The following is a 19829-nucleotide window of genomic DNA, read 5'->3' on the forward strand; positions in this document are numbered from 1 at the left end:
TATGCGCCGCCAGGAACCATACATCGGGATACGGCCAGGCCCCGGGCGGAAAAAACGGCCGATACATGGGGCCGATGTAATGCGTGGGAGCCGGCCGGGGAGGGAAAGACATCCGGATGCGGCTGTATCGTCCGCGGCGCCCGCGGGTTTATTCGTCTCACCGTGTTAGGAGAAACAAGCATGCCGGATAAGATCGACAACCGCCGCCGCCGCTTCCTGGGGACCGCCGCCGCCGGTATCGGCGCACTGGAGCTGGGGCTGACGGGACTGGCCCGGGCGCAAACCGGGCTGCCGGGCGATGCGCCGCCCCGGCCCGCGCCCGGCAAGGCGGGCCGGCAGGGCGCGGGCTCGTCGGCCACCACGTTCGCCACCCTTCGCCAGATCGACGCCGGACCCCTGGACATCGGCTATGCCGAGGCCGGGCCCGCCGACGGGCAGGTGGTCATCCTGCTGCATGGCTGGCCCTACGATATCCACAGCTATGTCGACGTGGCGCCGATGCTGGCGGCCAAGGGCTTTCGCGTCATCGTCCCGCACCTGCGCGGCTACGGCACGACGCGTTTCCTGTCCGAGGCCACGCCGCGCACCGCCCAGCAGACCGCGGTGGCCGCCGATATCATCGCGTTGATGAACGCCCTGCAGATCCGCCGGGCCATCATCGGCGGCTACGATTGGGGCGCGCGCACCGCGAACATCATCGCGGCCTTGTGGCCGGAGCGCTGCCGGGCCATGGTCTCGGTCAGCGGCTACCTGATCGGCACCCAGGGGGCGAATCAGGCGCCCCTGCCGCCCTCCGCGGAACTGGCGTGGTGGTATCAGTTCTATTTCGCCACGGAACGGGGCCGGCTGGGCTACGAGAAGAACTGGCACGACTTCGCCAAATTGATCTGGAAGACCGCCTCGCCGAAATGGCAGTTCGACGACGCCACGTTCGAACGCTCGGCCGCCTCGCTGGCCAATCCGGATCACGTGGCCATTACCATCCACAACTACCGCTGGCGCCTGGGCCTGGCCGCGGGGGAACCGCAATACGACGCGCTGGAAAGGCGCCTGGCCGGGCTGCCCGCCATCGGTGTGCCGACCATCACCATGGAAGGCGCGGCCAACGGCGCGCCGCACCCGCAGCCCTCGGCCTACGCGAATAAATTCACCGGCCGGTACAAGCACATCGATCTGCCCGGCGACATCGGCCACAACCTGCCCCAGGAAGCGCCGCGGGAATTCGCGGACGCCATCATCGAGGTGGCGAGCTGGTAGCGCGCTCTGCCGGCGACCGGCCCCGCGAGATTCCCGCCCCGGCTTCCGGAGCGAGCGCCGCGTAGCCTGGCGCGGAGGCCAGCACCACGGCGGCGATGGCGATGAAGGACCACGCGAAATCGGCATGCTGGGCGTGATCCCGGCCCGATAGCATCATGGACAACTGCATGACCCCGGCGGCGACCGCCACGCCGGCGGCGCGCGGCAGGTGCTGCGCCGTGCCGGAAAACGAGGTCGCCGCCGACAGTTTTCGGGGCGGAACGTCGGCGTAGGCCAGGGCGTTCATGCAGGCGAAATTCAGCGAGCGGGCCAGGCCGCCGCACAGCAGCAGCGCGAAGACGGCCGCTTCGGGCCAGTCCGCCGTCAGCGTGGCGCAGGCCAGCAGCGTGACGGTGAACGCATAGCAGCCGCCCAGCAGGATGCCGCGCACCCGATAGCGCCGCAGGAAGAACTGCGCCATGGGACGCATGCAGAAGGCGCCCACGGCGCTGGCCAGCGTGAGCATGCCGCTGCGTGCCGCCGACAGCCCGAAACCCAGCTGCAGCGTCAAGGGGACCATGAAGGGCAGGGCGCCCGCCCCGGCGCGGAACAGGCTGCCCGCGACGGTGGCCGCATTGAAGGTGGGAATGGACAAGAGAGAGAAATCGATGGCCGGATTGGGCACGCGCCGGCAATGCCGGACGGTAAGGCCGAAGAACAGCAGCCCGATGGCGATCGCCAGCCAGGGCAGTTCCGGCGCCACGATGCCGCGTCCGACCGTTTCCACGCCGACCATGAAGACACTGATGGCGATGCCCATCAGTGTCATGCCCGCGATATCCAGCCTGGGCGGGCGCTCGGTGTCGGACCGGGGGATCAACCGCCATACCAGGGCCAGTCCCAGGATGCCGATCGGCAGGTTGATCCAGAAAATGCTGCGCCAGGAAAAGGTGTCTGTCAGGAAGCCCCCCAGCGGCGGTCCGATGACCGGACCCACCATCGCCGGCATGGACAGCCAGGTGGTCGCGGATAGCAGGTCTTCGCGGCGCACGCCGCGCAGCAGTACCAGCCGGCCCACGGGCACCATCATCGCGCCGCTGGCGCCCTGCACGATGCGCGCCAGGATGAGCCCGGCCAGGTCCCTGGACAGGGCGCATGCGCACGATGCCGCCGTGAACAGGAAGATGGCGCACATGAAGATGCGCTTGGCGCCGTAGCGGTCCGCCACCCAGCCGCTGACCGGGATGAACACCGTCATGGCGACCAGGTAAGACGTAATGGCCGCGCTCAGGTGCACCGCATTGACGTCCAGGTCCCGCGCCATCGCCGGCAGCGCCGTCGCGATGGCGGTGCTGTCGATGTTCTGCATGAAGAGCGTGGTGGCAACCACCACGGCGATGACGCGAAAATTGCTGTGCGGGTTCACGAGGCGGCGTGGACGAGTGCGCGGGCGTGGCCGCGGAACCGCGGGCCCTGGGAAAGGCCCTAGATTCTGGGCCACACCCTCGCGCCTTGTCAAAACGCCGCCGCGTCCTTCTCGCGCGCATTCATGGCCTTGTCAGCAAGCGCGCGGAGCCGCATTCGCGGCCCCGCCGTTCACAACGTAAGCGCCTTGGGCAACCGCCGCCCGCCACGGGCGTGCAGCGGCCGACGGCATACCGTTCAGTCAGCGCTGCAATGGCTGCACGTCGACGGGGCGCCGCCCGCCGCCGCGGCCTTCCTGGCCGCGCTTTCCTCGCGGAAGGCGGCCTCCCCGGCATCCGAAATCTCTACCCACTTGTTGTCCGGCGGCGCATCGGGCACGTAGCTGTCGTGCCAGTTCCACCATTTGTAAGTGGGCGTCCGGGGATAGCCTTCGGGGGAGTCCTCCCAGGGTTCCTGGCGGCCCAGCGGCGTGATGTCCAGGTAATTCCAGGTGCCGCCCATCTGTTCGTCGCCGCGATTGTTCAGGAAGTAGGTACGGTAGATACGGTCGCCGTCGCGATAGAAGACGTTGGTGCCGTGCCACTCGTGCACGCCGAAGTCGGCATCGAAGTCGTCGGTGATCGTGAACCAGGGCATCTTCCAATCCATCCGCTGCTTCAGGCGGGCGATGTCCGCTTGCGGCGCGCGCGAGGCGAACACCAGCGTGGTGTCGCGCGCATTCAGGTGCGCCACGTGCGCGACCTGGTCGGCCACCATGGAGCAGCCGCGGCAGGCATGGTCGGGCCAGCCGTAGACGCCGGGCTCGAAGAACGCACGGTAGACGATCAGCTGGCGGCGGCCGTCGAACAGGTCCAACAGGCTGGCCTTGCCGCGGGGGCCGTCGAAGACATAGCGTTTGTCCACCGGCGTCCACGGCATGCGGCGCCGTTCCGCGGCCAGGGCGTCGCGGGCGCGGGTGTGGGCTTTTTCCTTGATGAGCAGTTGCTGGCGGGCGGCCTCCCACTCCTGCGGCGATACGACGGGCGGCGTGCGCATGGCGGGGGCGGCGTCCCGCGGGCTGTCTGGCGTGGATAAGGTCATGGCGGTGCATCTCCTGGTCGGCGCGGTCTGGTGTGCGGCCATCGGGGCGGCGTCGCGGTGGCAGCCCGGGATGTCGTGCAGCCATTGTGGCGCGGCCCGGCGCGGGCGCGGGAGTGACAAATGTGGCGCGCTTCGCCGCGGCCGCTGCTTCAGCAGTTCTTCGACTTGTCGGCCTTGGCGGAGCCTCCGGACAGCAGGTAGAGCACGACATTGCCGCCGATGAAGACCTTGTTGCTACGCTTGCCGGTACACGCTTTGCGTGGTCCTGCGGGTCTGGTCCTGGAGGGAGTACCAATGACGCAACTGACGCTGTTCGACGGGCCGTCTTCCGCGATGCCGCCAGGATGGCGCTACGAGGACGGCTTCTTGACTGCCCAGGAAGAGGCCGCCCTGCTCGCGCTGGTGCGCGGCCTGCCGCTGCAGGCGGCCCGCTATAAAAGCTATACGGCGCGCCGGCGGGTGGTGAGCTATGGCGGCAGTTTCGACTACGATGCCAATCGCCTGCAGCCGGCCCAGCCCTTGGTGGAATCCCTGCATGGCTTGCGTGCGCGGGTGGCCGACTGGATGGGCGTCGCGCCGGAGCGGCTGGCGCATGTGCTGGTTGCCGAGTATCCGCCCGGCGCGCCGCTGGGCTGGCACCGCGACGTGCCGGATTTCGAGGATGTCGCCGGGGTATCCCTGGGCAGTCCCGCGGTGCTGCGCTTCCGGCCCTATCCGCCGCAGCGTCCCAGCCGCCGCGATATCCTGCGCGCCGACGTGCTGCCGCGTTCCATCTACCTGATGCAAGGGGCCGCCCGCTGGGACTGGCAGCATAGCGTGGCGCCGCTGGCGGCGCCGCGCTGGTCGATTACCTTCCGGACGCTGGCGGGCAGGCGTCCTTCATCCCGGGCAGGACGGGCCGCCCGGGGCGATGCCCCGCAAGCGGCGGCTCCCGCCGATCTATCGGAACCGCCCGCTTAGAAGCGCCAGCTTAGATTGACGCTGCCGGTGTTCTGCCGGTTGCCGTTGCCGAACTGGCCCGCATAGGAAAGCCCGATGGTGGCGTACTTGTTCATGGCCATGTCGACGCCCAGCTCCACGACCGCGGCATCGCGCGCGATGGGCGCGCCGGCTACCGTGAAGGACTGGCTGCCGTCGAACGACATCGTGGTTTCCGGATTGACGTCGCCGTAGGCATGGCGCCATCCCACCGTGCCGCGCAGGCGGCCGGCGGCCTGGCTCAGCTCGAACGTGGTCTGCGCGTGCAGGCCCAGCGTGGTGGTGCCGACGCGATTGTGGTTGCTTGCGCCGTTCAGCGCGGCATCGCCGCCCGATTCGGAAAATCCCCGCGTGCGCAGGTCGCTGAAATCCGCGCCCACGAAGGGCTCCAGCGTGATGCGGTCGGTCAGCGGCATCGCATACCCCACTTCCGTGAAGACCTGGCTGGTATTCGCGCTGTAGCTGGCGGTCAGGTTCTGGTACTGGCCCGCCGCGTTCACGTTGCGCTCGCTCTTGATGTCATGCCAGGTATAAGCCGCGCCGGCGGTCAGGTTGATCTTGCCCGGGCCGGCCTGGAAGGCCTTGCCGCCGTAGACCACGGCGCTGTAGCTGCTGACATCGGACGATGCCGAATGGTCGTCCACGGCGATATGGCTGTCCGTGTAGCCGAGGGCGCCGCCCAGGCGCCAGCCGTTGCCTATCCCGTAGTCGCCGCCGACGAACAGGCCGCCGTCGGTTTCCTTGGTCCGGGCGGCGTTGCCGTTGCCGTCCATCGTGCGCCAGTTGCCGAACACCTGTGCCCACATGGGTTGCGCGGCGGAACGCGGCAGCGTGGAGGCATCGCCCATGTTGAGCTGCGCGGTGGGCGGACCCGGCAGCCAGCCGGCGTTGAGGTTCGCATGCAGATGCGCCATCGGCAGGCTGACCACGTTATTGGTGACGTTCTGCATCGCCGATACGGTGCTGACGTGGGATTCGCCGGCCAGGTCGCTGAACACGCCCGCGGGCGCGCCGTTGGGCAGGTTCAGGACGCGGGTGTACAGGCTGCTGTTCGCCGGCAGGCTTTGCAGCGCGTTGGCCGCTGCCCGCTGGTTGCCCGTGAAGGCCAGATCGGCGAAGCGGATGGGACGCACCCCGCCGCCGCTACCGCCTGCGTTTCCACCGGTGCCATTGCCCGCGCCCGGGTTGCCGCCCGTGCCGCCATCGGATGGCGGCGTGCCGGGATCGACCGGCACGGTCTTCAGGTCCACGCGCATGACGACGTTGTTGCCGTCATAGGCCACCGTCGGCGCCAGATACGCCAGGTTGCTGGAGACGGTGGCGAACTGTCCCTGCAGGCCGGAATCCGCCGTGACGATGGTGTAGGCGGTGGATGGCGTGTAGGTGCCATTCGAGCCCACCTGCAGCACCGTTCCCGCCAGCTTGGCGATTCCCGTCGCGTGGACGGTGTCGTGCGTGCCGTCGGGCGCGGCGTCGACGCGATAGGTCGAGCCCGAATTGAATACCAGGTCGCCGTTGACGGTCAGGCTGCCGACGGGCGTGGCCGAGGTGCCGGGCGACAGGACAGCGCCGCCGAGCAGGGTCGTCGGCCCCACGTCCCCCGATCCGGCGAGCGTACCCGCCACCGACATCAGTCCCTTGATTTCCTGGTTGGCGACCGTCAGCGTCTTGCCGGCGGCGACGTTCACGCGCTGGACCGTAATCGTGCTGGACGGCGTGTAGTCCGTGTTGATGTTGACCGTGCCGCCGATGCCGTTGATGGCGCCGGTGACGTTGCCGCCCTCGATGTCCAGCGTGGAGGCGCCCAGCCGGATGACGCCGTCTATCGTCCCGGCGTTCGTGATCGTCAGCGGCACGGCCGCATTGGACACGTCTACCGCCGCGCCATCCGCCTTCGCGCCTATCGTCCCGGTATTGGAAATCCCGCCGATTACCGTGGCGCCGTCCACCACCACGCCCGACGAGATCGTCCCCGTGTTCGCGATGCGGCCGGTCACCGTGCTGGCCCCCGAAACCTCCATGCCGACGCCGGTCCCGTACGAGCCGCTGAGAGTGCTGTTGTTGACGATATCGCCGTCGATAGTGCCGCCGTTCCGGATGGCGATGGCCTTGATGCCGCTGAGCAGGCCGTCGTTTCGGATCGTGCCATTGACGGTCGAGGCATCCACGGTGATGCCGATGCCGCCGGTGGACCATATCGTCCCGGTGTTGATGATGGTGCCCGTGACGGTCGAGCCTTCCAGGACGCTGATGGCGTCCAGGCTGCCCTGGATGGTACCGGCGTTTTCGATGCCGCCGCCCACTTGGGACGCGCCGCGCGCCACGATACCCCGCCGGTTGCCTATCGTGCCCGTCGAACCGTTGACGATGCCGTTGTTCTGCACCACGCCATTGTTCAGCTCGATACCGGCAATGGTGGTATCCGCGCTGGCGATCTGGCCGTTGTTGACGACCCCATTGGTCACCGTCGAACCGTCCAGCAGAAATCCCTGCAGCGAGCCTCCGACGCCATTGCGCACGCTTTCGACGGTACTGCCGGAAGTGACCGCGATCTGGCGCGCCACGCCGGTGTTGGCGATCCCCGAGGCGACGGAGGAATTGTTCAGGTTCAGGTCGGAAATCGTGCCCGTATTCGTCACCGCACCGTGCACCGTGCTGCCGGTCAGCTGTATGACGGACCGGTTCGCGGCGACGTAGGCCCGGATCGTGCCCTCGTTCACGAAGTCGCCGCCTATCGTCACATTGTTCAGCTCGATGATGGTGGGGCTGGTAGCGGATGCCGTGGGCGTGTTGTTGATCGTCCCCGTGGCGCCATTGCGGAAATCGCCGCCGATCGTGCTGTTGTTCAGCATGACGGCCACGCCATTGCCGTTCTGGATGCTACCCAGGTTGGTGAAGTCCTGGGCGATCGCGGTGTTCGCGATGCCGACGCCGGTCAGGAACAGGCTGCCGCTGAAGCCGGTGGTGTAGACCATCCCGCTATTGGTGAAGCTGTCCATCGTCGGGCCGTTGATCGAAACAGCGATGCCGTTCTGCGTCGAACTCCCGCTCAGTCCCACCTGGACGACCCCGCCCGCGGCGATATTGATGTAGCCGATGGGCGTCCCGGGTCCGGCATAGATCCCGTAGGGCGAAGTGAAGGCCGGCGCGATGGGGCCGTTGACCTGGATGGAATTGCCCGCCGCCATGGTGCAGGTGGGCTGCGACGAACCGGTCGGGATGGTGATCAGGCCACTGCCATCCGCCGTGCAGGCCGACAGCGCCGCCGTATTGGCCAGGGAACCGAAGGCGGCGGAAAGAAGCAGGACCAGCGGGGTGGGGGTAAATCGACGGGACATCGTTTGTTACTCTGCGGATACAATATCGCAAGCAGAGTAACTGAATCGTTTGTATTCGTTCAGTTTATTTACAGTTTTCCGCTGGAGCCTCGGGCGGGCGTGGCTACGCCGCGACAGTGACTGTGGGAAAAAGAAACGTGTTGTGCGGGATGGTGTGGCCGCGCTGGGACGCGCAACGGGCCCCATGCGGCCGCCATGGGGCGGCGGGATAACCAGGCATCCAAGCCCCTTGCGGGGGCAGAACAAACGGGGGCGGAATAAATAGCGGCGGAATAAAAAAAGGAGCCGGAGGCTCCTTTTTGCGGCGCATGGGGCCGGTATGGCGCCATGCGCGTGAATCTGGAGCGGGAAACGAGTCTCGAACTCGCGACCTCAACCTTGGCAAGGTTGCGCTCTACCAACTGAGCTATTCCCGCGTGGTATCACCAGGCGACACCAGGTGATCCTTGGTGATCACTACCGCCGCAGCGGCCAGGGCCGCCGTCATCGGCAAGAACGGGATTATACATAAAACCGGCCGGCGTGCTGGCAGGCGGACCGCACGCCTGCCAGGGCCGCAGCCATACGCCTATGGTTACATCCGTTCCCCTGGTTTCTCTAGGATGTGTACGGATGAGCGCGACCGGATCGGCATCCGCGTTCGTGCAATGCCTGGTTGGCCCACTCCGTTCACGCCCATGTCCATGACCCACCGCCTGTACGCCGCGGCGCCGCGCCGCTTTGTCCGCCTGCTGCTCGTTTCCTGGTCGACCCTGTTCGCCGCCGCGGTTCACGCGGGCACGGTATGGATGGACAACGGCGACCGCATCACCGGCACCATTCTTTCCCTGGACAACGGCATCCTGCTGGTCAATACGCCTTACGGCGGCGACGTGCGGCTGCAGTTCAAGCACGTCAAAACCCTGCAGAGCGACAAGGACCTGGTCATACGCGACAAGACGATCGAGCATGACTACTACGCCAAGCTGCTGCGCGCCGATTCGGGCAAGGTCGTCGTCGATGGCGTCGAGCGATCGCCCGACGGGCAGGCCGATGTCAAGACCGACGTGGCGCTGGCATCCCTGGACAGCATGACGCGGCCCAGGCGCCTGTGGGGCGAGACATCGGTCAGCGGCAAGTTCGACCTGTCCTTGAACCAGAAGACGGCGTCGGTCAATTCGCAGGACTTCGCGGCGGATTTCTCGCTGGACGCCCGGCGCGGCCTGTGGCGCAACATCCTTAGCGCCGCCTGGCACCGCAGCAAGGATGGCGACGATACCGGTACCGACAACTACGGCGGCGACTACACGCTGGACCGCTTCCTGACCGACAAGGCGTTCTGGCAGGGACGCCTGCGCTACAAGCGCGATTACGTCGAGGAAGTCAGCCGCCAGAGCGCCTACGGCACCGGGCCTGGCTATCAATTCTGGGACGATGAACTGGGCGCGTTTTCACTGTCCGCGCTGGTCGGACGCATCGAATACGGCTACAGCGATGGCGGCAACGAAGGTTTCTACGCCGTCGGCACGCGCTGGAACTATGCGCGCTACCTGAGCGGCAAGCAGTTCACGGTCTATACCATGGGCGAGGTGTATCGGGCGCTGGGCGCGGCCGGTTACGGCATCAACGGCGAGATCGGCCTGCGCTACAACGTCAACAGTACCTTGTCGCTGTACGTGAAATACGCGCGCGACCAGGTCAGCGGCTCGCGCGAAAGCATGAACGAATCCACGTACGGGACCGGCGTGGGCCTGACGTGGTAGGGCGCGGGCGGCGGCAGCCCGCGCGCCAGCGGGACCGGCGCCCTGGGCGGGACGGGCGCTAGACCGACAGATGCCGGCGCACCTCGGCATCGCCCATCGCGGCCTGATCGCCGCGCGCGACGACCTCGCCGCGCGACATCACCACGAAACGGTCGGCCAGTTCGTGGGCGAAGTCGAAGTACTGCTCGCAGAGCAGGATGGCGATATCCCCGCGTTCGCGCAGCAACCGGATGACGCGCCCGATGTCCTTGATGATGGACGGCTGGATGCCTTCGGTGGGTTCGTCGAAGATGATCAGCCTGGGTTCGGCGACCAGCGCGCGGGCGATCGCCAATTGCTGCTGCTGGCCGCCGGACAGGTCGCCGCCGCGGCGGGCCAGCATGGTCTTCAGCACCGGGAAAAGCTCGAACACTTCGTCCTTGATCCGGCGCGCCCGGGCGCCGGGAAAGGACGCCATGCCCATGACGATGTTTTCCTCGACGGTCAGCCGCGCGAAGATATCGCGCCCCTGCGGCACGTAGGCCATGCCCAGGGCGGCCCGCTTGTGCGGGGACAGCCGCGAGATATCCTGGCCTTCGAAGACGACCTTGCCGCTGGCCAGGGGCAGGACGCCCATCAGGCATTTCAGCAGCGTGGTCTTGCCCACGCCGTTGCGGCCCAGCAGGGCCAGGCATTCGCCCCGCCGGACGTCCAGCGACACCCCGCGCAGCGTATGGCTGCCCCCGTAGTATTGATTGATGGCTTGTACGTCCAGCATGTCAGCGGCCCAGATAGACTTCGATGACGCGCGGGTCGGACTGGACCTCGGCCATGCTGCCTTCGGCCAGTACCGAACCTTCGTGCAGCACGGTGACCTTGCCGTCGCCGGCGATGCCGGTGACGAAGTCCATGTCGTGCTCCACCACCATCAGGGAATGGCGGCCGCGCAATTCGTTCAAGAGCTCGCCGGTGCGCTCCGTTTCGGCGTCCGTCATGCCGGCGACGGGTTCGTCCAGCAGCAACAGGCGTGGCTCCTGCATCAGCAGCATGCCGATCTCCAGCCACTGCTTCTGGCCGTGCGACAGCAGGCCAGCGGGGCGGTAGGCATGGGCCGACAGGCGGATCAGCGCCAGGGTTTCCGCGATGCGGTCCGCCTGCGCGCTGTCCAGGCGCGCGAACAGCGTCGGGCGCACGCGCTTGTCCGTCTTCATGGCCAGTTCCAGGTTCTCGAACACCGTATGGTTCTCGAACACCGTGGGCCGCTGGAATTTCCGGCCGATGCCGGCATGCGCGATCTGCGCCTCGTTCAGGGCGGTCAGGTCGATGTTCTGGCCGAAGTATGCGGAGCCGGACGTCGGCCGGGTCTTGCCGGTGATGACATCCATCATCGTGGTCTTGCCCGCGCCATTCGGGCCGATGATGCAGCGCAGTTCGCCCACGCTGATGTCCAGCGTCAGGTTGTTCAGCGCCTTGAAGCCGTCGAAACTGACCGTGATGCCGTCCAGATACAGGATGGCCCCGTGCGCGGTGTCGACGTCCTTGGGATTGACACGGCCGTAGCTGGCGGTGCCGCTGGGATTGTCCTGGTCGTTCGCGGGCAGTCCCGCGGTGCTGGCGTGGCCGGGTGTCGTCGCCTTCATGTCAGTTGCCCTCCTGGCCGCGTGCGATGCCGTCCAATTGCCCGGCCTGGCCGCCGGGCCCGCCGGACTGGCGCGCCCGCCGCGCCGCGCGGGCCGCGGCCAATTGCTTGACCAGCCCCACGATGCCCTGGGGCAGGAACAGCGTGACCAGCACGAAGATCAAACCCAGCGCGTACAGCCAGAATTCGGGGAAGACGCTGGTGAACCAGGTCTTCAGGCCATTGACCACGCCGGCGCCCAGGATGGGCCCGATCAGCGTGCCGCGTCCGCCCGTGGCCACCCAGATGACCATTTCGATGGAGTTCTCCGTCGACATCTCGCCCGGGTTGATGATGCCCACTTGCGGCACGTACAGCGCGCCGGCGATACCGCACATCACGGCCGACAGCGTCCAGACGAACAGCTTGAAACCCAGGGGCTCGTAGCCGATGAAGCGCAGGCGGCTTTCGGAATCCCGTATGGCGGTCAGCACGCGGCCCAGCTTGGATTGCGTGACGGCGCGGGCCAGCACCAGGCAGCCCGCCAGGAAGGCCAGCGTGGCCCAGTACAGGGCGGCCCGCGTCCCGGCCGAGGTAATGTCGAAGCCCAGAATGCGCTTGAAATCGGTGAACCCGTTGTTGCCGCCGAAGCCCGTGTCGTTGCGGAAGAACAGCAGCATGGCCGCGAAGGTCAGGGCCTGCGTGATGATGGAAAAGTACACGCCCTTGATGCGCGAGCGGAAGGCGAAGTAGCCGAACACGAAAGCCAGCACCCCGGGCACCAGCACGACCAGCAGCGCCGCGTACCAGAAGTGTTCCGTGAAAGACCAGTACCAGGGGTAGGACTTCCAGTTCAGGAAGACCATGAAGTCCGGCAGGTCGCTCTTGTACACGCCGTCGTGGCCGATGGCGCGCATCAGGTACATGCCGTGGGCATAGCCGCCCAGCGCGAAGAAAAGCCCGTGGCCCAGCGACAGGATGCCGGCGTAGCCCCACACCAGGTCCAGCGCGAGGGCGGCCAGGGCATAGCACATGAACTTGCCCAGCAGCGCCACGACGTAGGACGACATATGCAGCGGGCTGCCCGGCGGAAAAGCCAGGTTCAGCAAGGGCGGCAGCGCCAGGATCAGCGCCGCCAGCACCAGCGCGGCCCAGGCGCGCCTGGAATACAGCGGGGGCCGCGCCATCGCGGCCAGGTCCATGGAAGGGGACATCTTCATTCGACGCTCCGGCCGCGCGGGGCGAACAGGCCCTGCGGGCGCTTTTGCACGAACAGCACGATCAGTACCAGGATGGCGATCTTGGCCAGCACGGCGCCCGCATAGGGCTCCATGATCTTGTTCAGGCCGCCCAGGCCCAGGGCGGCGATGACGGTCCCGGCCAGTTGCCCGACGCCGCCCAGCACCACCACCATGAACGAGTCGACGATGTAGCCGCGCCCCAGGTCGGGGCCGACATTGCCCAGTTGCGACAGGGCGACCCCTGCCAGCCCCGCGATGCCGGAGCCCAGGCCGAAGGCCAGCATGTCGATGCGGCCCGTCGGCACGCCGACGCAATCGGCCATGCGGCGGTTCTGCGTGATCGCGCGCACGAACAGGCCCAGGCGCGTGTGATTCAGCAGCAGCCAGACGAAGAACAGCACCAGCAGCGAGAACACGATGATGACCAGGCGGTTGTAGGTCAGCACCAGGCCGCCCATGACGGTGATGCCGCCGCTCATCCAGCCGGGGTTGCTGACTTCGACGTTCTGCGCGCCGAACAGCGAGCGCACCAGCTGCATCAGGATCAGGCTGATGCCCCAGGTCGCCAGCAGCGTTTCCAGGGGGCGCCCGTACAGCCAGCGGATGACCGTGCGTTCCAGCGCCATGCCGACCAGCGCGGTCACCACGAAGGCCACGGGCAGGGCGGCGATCACATACCAGTCCAGCCAGGCGGGCGCCCAGGCACGGAAGGCGGCCTGCACGGCGAAGGTCGCGTACGCGCCTATCATCAGCAGCTCGCCGTGGGCCATATTGATCACGCCCATCAGGCCGAAAGTGATGGCCAGGCCCAGCGCGGCCAGCAGCAATACGCTGCCCAGGCTGATGCCATAGAAGATATTCCCGGCCCACTCGATGGCGGCCAGATGGCGGTCGATGGCGCGCAGGGCGGCCGCCGCCGCGTCCCGCACGCCGGCGTCCGGCTCGGCGTAATTGCCTTGCGCGTCGCGGCCGGCCAGGGTGGTCAGCACGGGGATGAAGGCCGTGTTCTGGCTGCGGCCCAGGATCTCCACGGCGTGCCGGCGCACGTTCGCATCCGGACTCTTCAATTCCAGGTTGGCCTGCGCCGTCTCCAGCGCCGACCGGACCTGCGGGTCTTTTTCCTTGTCCAGCGCCGCCACGATCAGCGGCAGCACGCTGGGCTGCGAGGTCTGCTGCAGGCGCTGCGCCGCGGCCAGGCGCTGGGCGGGATCGGCGGCGTGCAGCCGCGATTCCGCCAGCGCGCCGTCGATGGCGCGGCGCAGGCGGTTATTGATCATGACGGAACTCGCATCGGCCGGCATGGCCAGGCTCTGCCCGGTGGCCGGATCCCGCGCGCCCGCGCCGGTGTCGATCAGCACGCGGCCGTCGCCGGTGGCATAGAGCCGGTCCGAGCCCATCGCCGCCAGCACGTCGGCGGCCGCGGGTTCGGTGGACTGGCCCAGCTTGCCGATGGCCTCCAGTTTGGCGTCGGTGTCGTCGCCGGCAAGCGGCGCGAGCAGCGAGGCGTCCAGCCCCGCGCCCAGCGCCGCGGCCATGGGCATGGCCAGCAGCCATGCCGCCAGCAAGCGGCGCAGAGTGATTGCGATCAGCGCGAGGCGCATGGCGATGCGGTTCCTTCTTGCTTACAGGCCTTGCTTGCCTTCGTTGCCGGGGATGTAGGGGCTCCACGGTTGCGCGCGGATGGGGCCCTTGCTCTTCCAGACCACGTTGAACTGGCCGTCGGCGCGGATCTCGCCGATGTAGACCGGCTTGTGCAGGTGGTGGTTGGTCTTGTCCATCTCCACGGTGTAGCCGTCGGGCGCATTGAACTTCTGGCCGCCCACGGCCGCGATGACCTTCTCCACGTTGGTGGTCTTGGCTTGTTCGACGGCCTGCTTCCACATGTGGATGCCGATGTAGGTGGCCTCCATCGGATCGTTGGTCACCACCGTGTCGGCGTTGGGCAGGTTCTTGGCCTTGGCGTAGGCCTTCCACTTCTTGATGAACTCGGCGTTGACCGGATTCTTGATGGACTCGAAGTAGTTCCACGCGGCCAGGTGGCCGACCAGGGGCTTGGTATCGACGCCGCGCAGTTCCTCTTCGCCCACGGAGAAGGCCACCACCGGCACGTCGGTGGCCTTCAGGCCGGCATTGCCCAGCTCCTTGTAGAAGGGCACGTTGGAGTCGCCATTGATGGTCGAGACCACCGCGGTCTTGCCGCCCGTGGCGAACTTCTTGATGTTGGCGACGATGGTCTGGTAGTCGGAATGGCCGAAGGGCGTGTAGACCTCCTGGATGTCGTCGTCCTTCACGCCCTTGGAATGCAGGAAGGCGCGCAGGATCTTATTGGTCGTGCGCGGATAGACGTAATCGGTACCCAGCAGCACGAAGCGCTTGGCGCCGCCGCCGTCCTCGCTCATCAGGTATTCCACCGCCGGGATGGCCTGCTGGTTGGGCGCCGCGCCGGTGTAGAACACGTTGTGTTCCAGTTCCTCGCCTTCGTACTGGACGGGGTAGAACAGCAGGCCGTTCAGCTCCTTGAAAACCGGCAGCACCGATTTGCGGGACACGGAGGTCCAGCAGCCGAAGACCACGGCCACCTTGTCCTGCGACAGCAGCTGGCGCGCTTTTTCGGCGAACAGCGGCCAGTTCGATGCGGGGTCGACCACCACGGGTTCGAGCTTCTTGCCCATGACGCCGCCGGCCGCGTTGATCTCCTCGATCGTCATCAGGGCCACGTCCTTCAGCGACGTCTCGGAAATGGCCATCGTGCCGGACAGCGAATGCAGGATGCCGACCTTGATGGTGTCCTCGGCGGCCAGGGCTTCCGGCAGCCATCCCGTCATCGCCATCACGCTGGCGGCCGTCAATTGTTTGAGTACGTGTCTGCGGTTCATGTTGTCGGGATCCTTAACAGTAAGCCGGTGTGCGCCGGCAGGAGTGCATAGCCAAGCTTCGTACGGCTGACACGTGCGCATCGGGCGATGACGCAGGTGCACAAGCACCAAAAGCAAAACGTATGCCAATTTGTTAAGGGGGCCCGCGCCGCCTGGGCGGCGCACGGCGGCCGGGTATCGCCGGATCTCCCGCGCGCGCCGGCCACGGAAGTGCCGCCACGGGGCGCCCGCTGGCGGCGGGCGCGCACGATGCCGTGAATGGCCGGCACCATATGGAGGCGCCAGGCACAAGGAAAGGCACGCTCATGGTGCATGCCTGCCTGGGCCTGGTGCCGGCGGTCGCGCCTTGGCAGGCGTGCCGCCTGCATTGCGGGCGTGAGCGGGCCGCGCTGGTGCACGGCCGTGGCACCCGCCCGCCCTGGGGGCCGTGTTACGTTTATGGCGGGCGCGATGCCGTGCCGGCGCCCGCCAGAACGACATGAGAGGAGACTGCGATGAATGGACAGGCGGTGGGTGTGATCGGCCTGGGCGCGATGGGGGGCGGCATGGCGCGCTCGCTGCGCCGCGCCGGCCACGAGGTGCATGTGTACGATGTCCGGCCGGAGGTCGCCGCGGCTTTCGCGGAAGAGGGCGGGACCGCCCATGGCAGCGCCGCCCCGCTCGCGCGCCATTGCCAGGTGGTCGTCTCCGTCGTCGTCAATGCGGCCCAGACCGAAGCGGTGCTGTTCGGGGAACAGGGCTGCGCCGCCGCGATGTCCGCGGGATCCGTCTTCGTCATGTGTTCCACCGTGGATCCTCTATGGTCCGCCGCCATGGAGGCGCGCCTGGAAGCGCTGGGCCTGCTTTACGTGGACGCGCCCATCTCGGGCGGCGCGGCGCGCGCCGCGGCGGGGGAAATCACCATGATGACCGCCGCCCGCCCGCAAGCCTATGCCAAATGCGAGGCCCTGTTCGACGCCATGGCCGCGCGCGTCTACAAGCTGGGCGATCGCGCGGGCGCCGGCAGCAAGGTCAAGATCATCAACCAGTTGCTGGCGGGGGTGCATATCGCCGCCGCGGCCGAAGCCATGGCGCTGGGCCTGCGCGAAGGCGTGGACCCCGCGGCGCTATACGACGTCATCACGCACAGCGCCGGCAACAGCTGGATGTTCGAAAACCGCATGGCGCACGTCCTGGCGGCGGACTATACGCCCTTGTCGTCGGTGGACATCTTCGTCAAGGACCTGGGCCTGGTGCTGGATATGGCCCGCGCCAGCAAGTTCCCGCTGCCGCTATCGGCCACCGCCCACCAGATGTTCATGCAGGCCTCCACGGCCGGCCATGCCGCCGAGGACGACAGCGCCGTCATCAAGATCTTTCCCGGAATCCAGCTGCCTGGAGCGCAATCATGATCCGCCTGGGATGCATCGCCGACGATTTCACCGGCGCGACCGATCTGGCCAACAACCTCGTGCGCGGGGGCATGCGCACCTTGCAGGTGATCGGTGTGCCGGACGCCGCGGCGGCGGACGGTGTGCGCGATATGGACGCCGTGGTCGTGGCGCTGAAGTCCCGCACGACGCCCGCCGAAGACGCGGTCGAACAGTCGCTGCTTGCCCTGCGCTGGCTGCGTGCGCAAGGGGCGTCGCAGATCTACTTCAAGTACTGCTCCACGTTCGACAGCACGCCGCGCGGCAATATCGGCCCCGTGGCCGAGGCGCTGATGGATGCCCTGGGCACGGACTTCACCGTCGCCACGCCGGCCTTTCCCGACAACGGCCGTACCGTTTTCAAGGGCCATCTGTTTGTCGGCGACGTGCTGCTGCATGAGAGCGGCATGCGGGACCATCCCTTGACGCCGATGACGGACGCCAACCTGGTGCGCGTGCTGCAGGCGCAGAGCCGGCGGCAGGTGGGCTTGATCGACTACCGCGCGGTGGCCGCCGGCGCGCCGGCTGTCCGCGCGCGCATCGACGCCCTGCGTGCGGCCGGTGTGGGCATGGCCATCGTCGACGCGGTGTCCAACGGCGATCTGTTGCGCCTGGGCGAGGCCGTTCGCGATCTTCCGCTGGTGACCGGCGGCTCGGGGCTGGCCCTGGGCTTGCCGGCGAATTTCGGCCTGCGGCCGTCGCCCACCGCCGAGCGCCTGCCGCCCGCGCAGGGCATGCGCGCCATCGTGTCCGGCAGCTGCTCGCAAGCCACGCTGCGCCAGGTCCGCCACTACATCGATGCGGGCGGAGCGGCCATGGCCGTGGACCCCGCGCGCCTGGCCCAGGCCGCCGATGCCTCGGCCGCCGAGGCGCAACGCGTGCTGGAATGGGCGCGTCCACGCCTGGCGGATGGGCCCGTGCTGGTGTATTCGTCCGCCTCGCCCGAGGCGGTACGGCAGACGCAGGACATCCTGGGCGCCGAGCAGGCCGGCGCCCGGGTGGAGTCCGTGCTGGCGCAGGTGGCGCGCGGCCTGGCGCAGGCCGGCGTGCGGCAAATGATCGTGGCGGGTGGCGAGACCTCGGGCGCCTGCGTGCAGGCGCTGGGCCTGAGCCAGCTGCAGATCGGGCCGCAGATCGATCCGGGCGTGCCTTGGTGCCACGCGCGCGGCAACGATGCATCCGGACCGGGATTGCATGTGGCGCTGAAGTCCGGGAACTTCGGCGGCGACGATTTCTTCAGCCGCGCCTACGCGGTGCTGGACGCGGGAATCGACCGCCGGGAGGCTCCCGAACCGCGGCGCGGGACACGCGAAACCGGATGCTAAGATTCCCCGCCCCTGGCGGCGGGCATCATCCTCGCCACGCGCGCGCCATGCGGGCGCCGCGATCCACGGCAAGGCCATGGAGAACCGATGGACACCGACCTGAATACCCTGCGGGATGAAATCTGCCGCGTCGGCCGCAGCCTGTTCGCGCGCGGTTACGTGCATGGGACCACGGGCAATATCAGCGCGCGCGTGCCCGCCGGACATGGCGGCGGTTTCCTGATAACGCCCACGGACGCCAGCCTGGGCGACCTGGATCCGGTCCGCCTGGCCTGGGTGGGGGACGACGGCATCCAGCGCGACGGCGATCGCGCCAGCAAGACGCTGGTCCTGCACCGCCGCATCTACCAGGCCGCGCCGTGGGCTGGATGCGTGCTGCATACCCATTCGCGGCACCTGGTGGCCCTGACGCTGCGCGGCGCCTGGCGCGATGACGATATCCTGCCCCCGCTCACGCCCTATCAGGTCATGAAGGTCGGACACGTGCCCCTGATCCCGTACTGCCGTCCCGGCGATCCGGCGGTGGGCGAGCAGGTCGCGGCATGGATCGCGCGCCATGCGGCGGATGGCCGCGCCCTGCATGCTGTGATGTGCGAGCGCCTGGGCCCGCAGGTCTGGCATGAAACGCCCGCGGCCGCCATGGCGGTGCTGGAAGAACTGGAAGAAACCGCGGCGCTGTGGCTGCTGGGCGACTGCCGCGCGCTGCCGCTGGACGAAATACACATCGACGAACTGCGCCGGCACTTCAAGGCGCTCTGGTAAGGAGGCATCATGGTGAAGTTCGCAGCGAATCTGAGCATGCTCTACACCGAGCACGATTTCCTGGATCGTTTCCAGGCCGCGGCGGAAGACGGGTTCAAGGGCGTGGAGTTCCTGTTTCCCTACGCCTGGCCGGCCCCGGAGCTGGCGGCGCGGCTGCGTGCGAACGGCCTCTCGCAGGTGTTGTTCAACGGCGCGCCTGGCCGGGAAGAGGCCGGCGAACGCGGCATGGCCTGCCTGCCCGGACGCGAAGCGGAGTTCCGCGACAGCATAGCCCGCGCGCTGGACTACGCCGATGCCTTGTCCTGCCCGCGCATTCATGTCATGGCGGGCCTGATGCCGCAAGGCGTGGCGCGCGCCCTCCTGCGCGACACCTATGTCCGCAATCTGGCGTGGGCCGCCGAAGCCGCGGCCAGGGAGGGCCGCGACGTACTGATCGAACCCATCAATACACGGGACATCCCGGGCTATTTCCTGAACCGGCAGGCAGAGGCGCATGCCATTGTCCAGGAGATCGGCGCCGCCAACCTGAAAGTACAGATGGATCTTTATCACTGCCAGATCGTCGAGGGCGACCTGGAAACCCGCATCCGCCAGTACCTGCCCACGGGCCGCGTCGGGCATATCCAGATCGCCGGCGTGCCTGCCCGGCACGAACCCGACGCCGGCGAGGTGAATTATCCGCACCTGTTCCGCGTCCTGGACGAATTGCGCTATGACGGGTGGATAGGGTGCGAGTACCGGCCGGCGGCCGGCACGCGCGCCGGCCTGGGCTGGCTGCGCAATGCCCGTTCCGCCTTGCAAGGAGCCTGACCATGACGAC

At 67.7% G+C, this 19829-nt stretch carries 15 protein-coding genes and 1 tRNA gene; 7 read left to right on the forward strand and 9 right to left on the reverse strand.

Annotation, left to right across the window (positions count from 1 at the left end; all coding sequences use genetic code 11):
* Positions 1–180 precede the first annotated feature (180 nt).
* Positions 181–1257, forward strand: a complete 1077-nt coding sequence (locus tag BAU06_RS05690; protein WP_066345395.1) for an alpha/beta fold hydrolase — start codon at positions 181–183, stop codon at positions 1255–1257.
* On the opposite strand, the gene BAU06_RS05695 is transcribed toward BAU06_RS05690, so the two are convergent.
* Both BAU06_RS05695 and BAU06_RS05700 read right to left on the reverse strand, forming a co-directional pair.
* Entirely contained in the window at positions 1235–2605 is a 1371-nt protein-coding gene (locus tag BAU06_RS05695) for an MFS transporter (RefSeq protein ID WP_082993842.1), read from the reverse strand. The genes BAU06_RS05690 and BAU06_RS05695 overlap by 23 nt on opposite strands.
* A gap of 293 nt (positions 2606–2898) precedes the next feature.
* Entirely contained in the window at positions 2899–3741 is an 843-nt protein-coding gene (locus BAU06_RS05700; protein WP_066345399.1) for a DUF899 domain-containing protein, read from the reverse strand.
* 294 nt (positions 3742–4035) lie between these two features.
* Here BAU06_RS05700 and BAU06_RS05705 point away from each other — a divergent pair, with 294 nt between their 5' ends.
* On the forward strand, positions 4036–4701 hold the full coding sequence (locus BAU06_RS05705) for an alpha-ketoglutarate-dependent dioxygenase AlkB (protein ID WP_066345408.1): 666 nt from the start codon (positions 4036–4038) through the stop codon (positions 4699–4701).
* On the opposite strand, the gene BAU06_RS05710 is transcribed toward BAU06_RS05705, so the two are convergent.
* Complete coding sequence (locus BAU06_RS05710; protein ID WP_066345410.1) at positions 4698–8057, reverse strand: autotransporter family protein; 3360 nt, start codon at positions 8055–8057, stop codon at positions 4698–4700. The two genes, BAU06_RS05705 and BAU06_RS05710, sit on opposite strands and share 4 nt — an antisense overlap.
* A 340-nt stretch (positions 8058–8397) precedes the next feature.
* Positions 8398–8473, reverse strand: a tRNA-Gly gene (locus BAU06_RS05715).
* A 261-nt stretch (positions 8474–8734) separates the two neighbouring features.
* Between BAU06_RS05715 and BAU06_RS05720 the strand changes: the two genes are divergently transcribed.
* Complete coding sequence (locus BAU06_RS05720) at positions 8735–9799, forward strand: DUF481 domain-containing protein (protein WP_197509440.1); 1065 nt, start codon at positions 8735–8737, stop codon at positions 9797–9799.
* Between the two features lie 58 nt (positions 9800–9857).
* Here the strand turns inward: BAU06_RS05720 and urtE are convergent, their stop codons facing one another.
* Genes urtE through urtA form a run of 5 tightly spaced genes read right to left on the reverse strand, consistent with a single transcriptional unit; the run spans position 9858 to position 15513 of the window.
* Positions 9858–10556 (reverse strand): urea ABC transporter ATP-binding subunit UrtE, encoded by a 699-nt coding sequence (gene urtE / locus BAU06_RS05725; protein WP_066345411.1) that lies wholly within the window; start codon positions 10554–10556, stop codon positions 9858–9860.
* 1 nt (position 10557) lies between these two features.
* Positions 10558–11418, reverse strand: coding sequence for an urea ABC transporter ATP-binding protein UrtD (gene urtD / locus BAU06_RS05730; RefSeq protein WP_082988005.1), 861 nt, complete (start codon positions 11416–11418; stop codon positions 10558–10560).
* Position 11419: 1 nt separating this feature from the next.
* Entirely contained in the window at positions 11420–12610 is a 1191-nt protein-coding gene (urtC, locus tag BAU06_RS05735) for an urea ABC transporter permease subunit UrtC (protein ID WP_066358187.1), read from the reverse strand.
* Positions 12611–12612: 2 nt separating this feature from the next.
* Entirely contained in the window at positions 12613–14238 is a 1626-nt protein-coding gene (gene urtB / locus BAU06_RS05740) for an urea ABC transporter permease subunit UrtB (protein ID WP_066345412.1), read from the reverse strand.
* Between the two features lie 21 nt (positions 14239–14259).
* Positions 14260–15513, reverse strand: coding sequence for an urea ABC transporter substrate-binding protein (gene urtA, locus BAU06_RS05745; protein ID WP_066345414.1), 1254 nt, complete (start codon positions 15511–15513; stop codon positions 14260–14262).
* A 494-nt stretch (positions 15514–16007) separates the two neighbouring features.
* Here urtA and ltnD point away from each other — a divergent pair, with 494 nt between their 5' ends.
* The 4 genes from ltnD (at position 16008) to otnI (ending at position 19819) form a co-directional block, all read left to right on the forward strand.
* Positions 16008–16904: an L-threonate dehydrogenase gene (gene ltnD, locus BAU06_RS05750; protein ID WP_066345416.1), complete on the forward strand. Its 897-nt coding sequence runs from the start codon at positions 16008–16010 to the stop codon at positions 16902–16904.
* Entirely contained in the window at positions 16901–18247 is a 1347-nt protein-coding gene (gene otnK, locus BAU06_RS05755; RefSeq protein ID WP_082993533.1) for a 3-oxo-tetronate kinase, read from the forward strand. Before ltnD ends, otnK begins: the two co-directional genes overlap by 4 nt.
* Before the next feature lie 87 nt (positions 18248–18334).
* Entirely contained in the window at positions 18335–19009 is a 675-nt protein-coding gene (locus BAU06_RS05760; protein ID WP_066345425.1) for a class II aldolase/adducin family protein, read from the forward strand.
* A gap of 9 nt (positions 19010–19018) precedes the next feature.
* A complete protein-coding gene (gene otnI / locus BAU06_RS05765; protein WP_066345427.1) occupies positions 19019–19819 on the forward strand; it encodes a 2-oxo-tetronate isomerase in 801 nt (266 codons plus the stop codon).
* The last annotated feature ends 10 nt before the right edge of the window (positions 19820–19829 follow it).

This window comes from Bordetella bronchialis, assembly GCF_001676705.1.
Taxonomy (GTDB): Bacteria; Pseudomonadota; Gammaproteobacteria; order Burkholderiales; family Burkholderiaceae_B; genus Bordetella_C; species Bordetella_C bronchialis.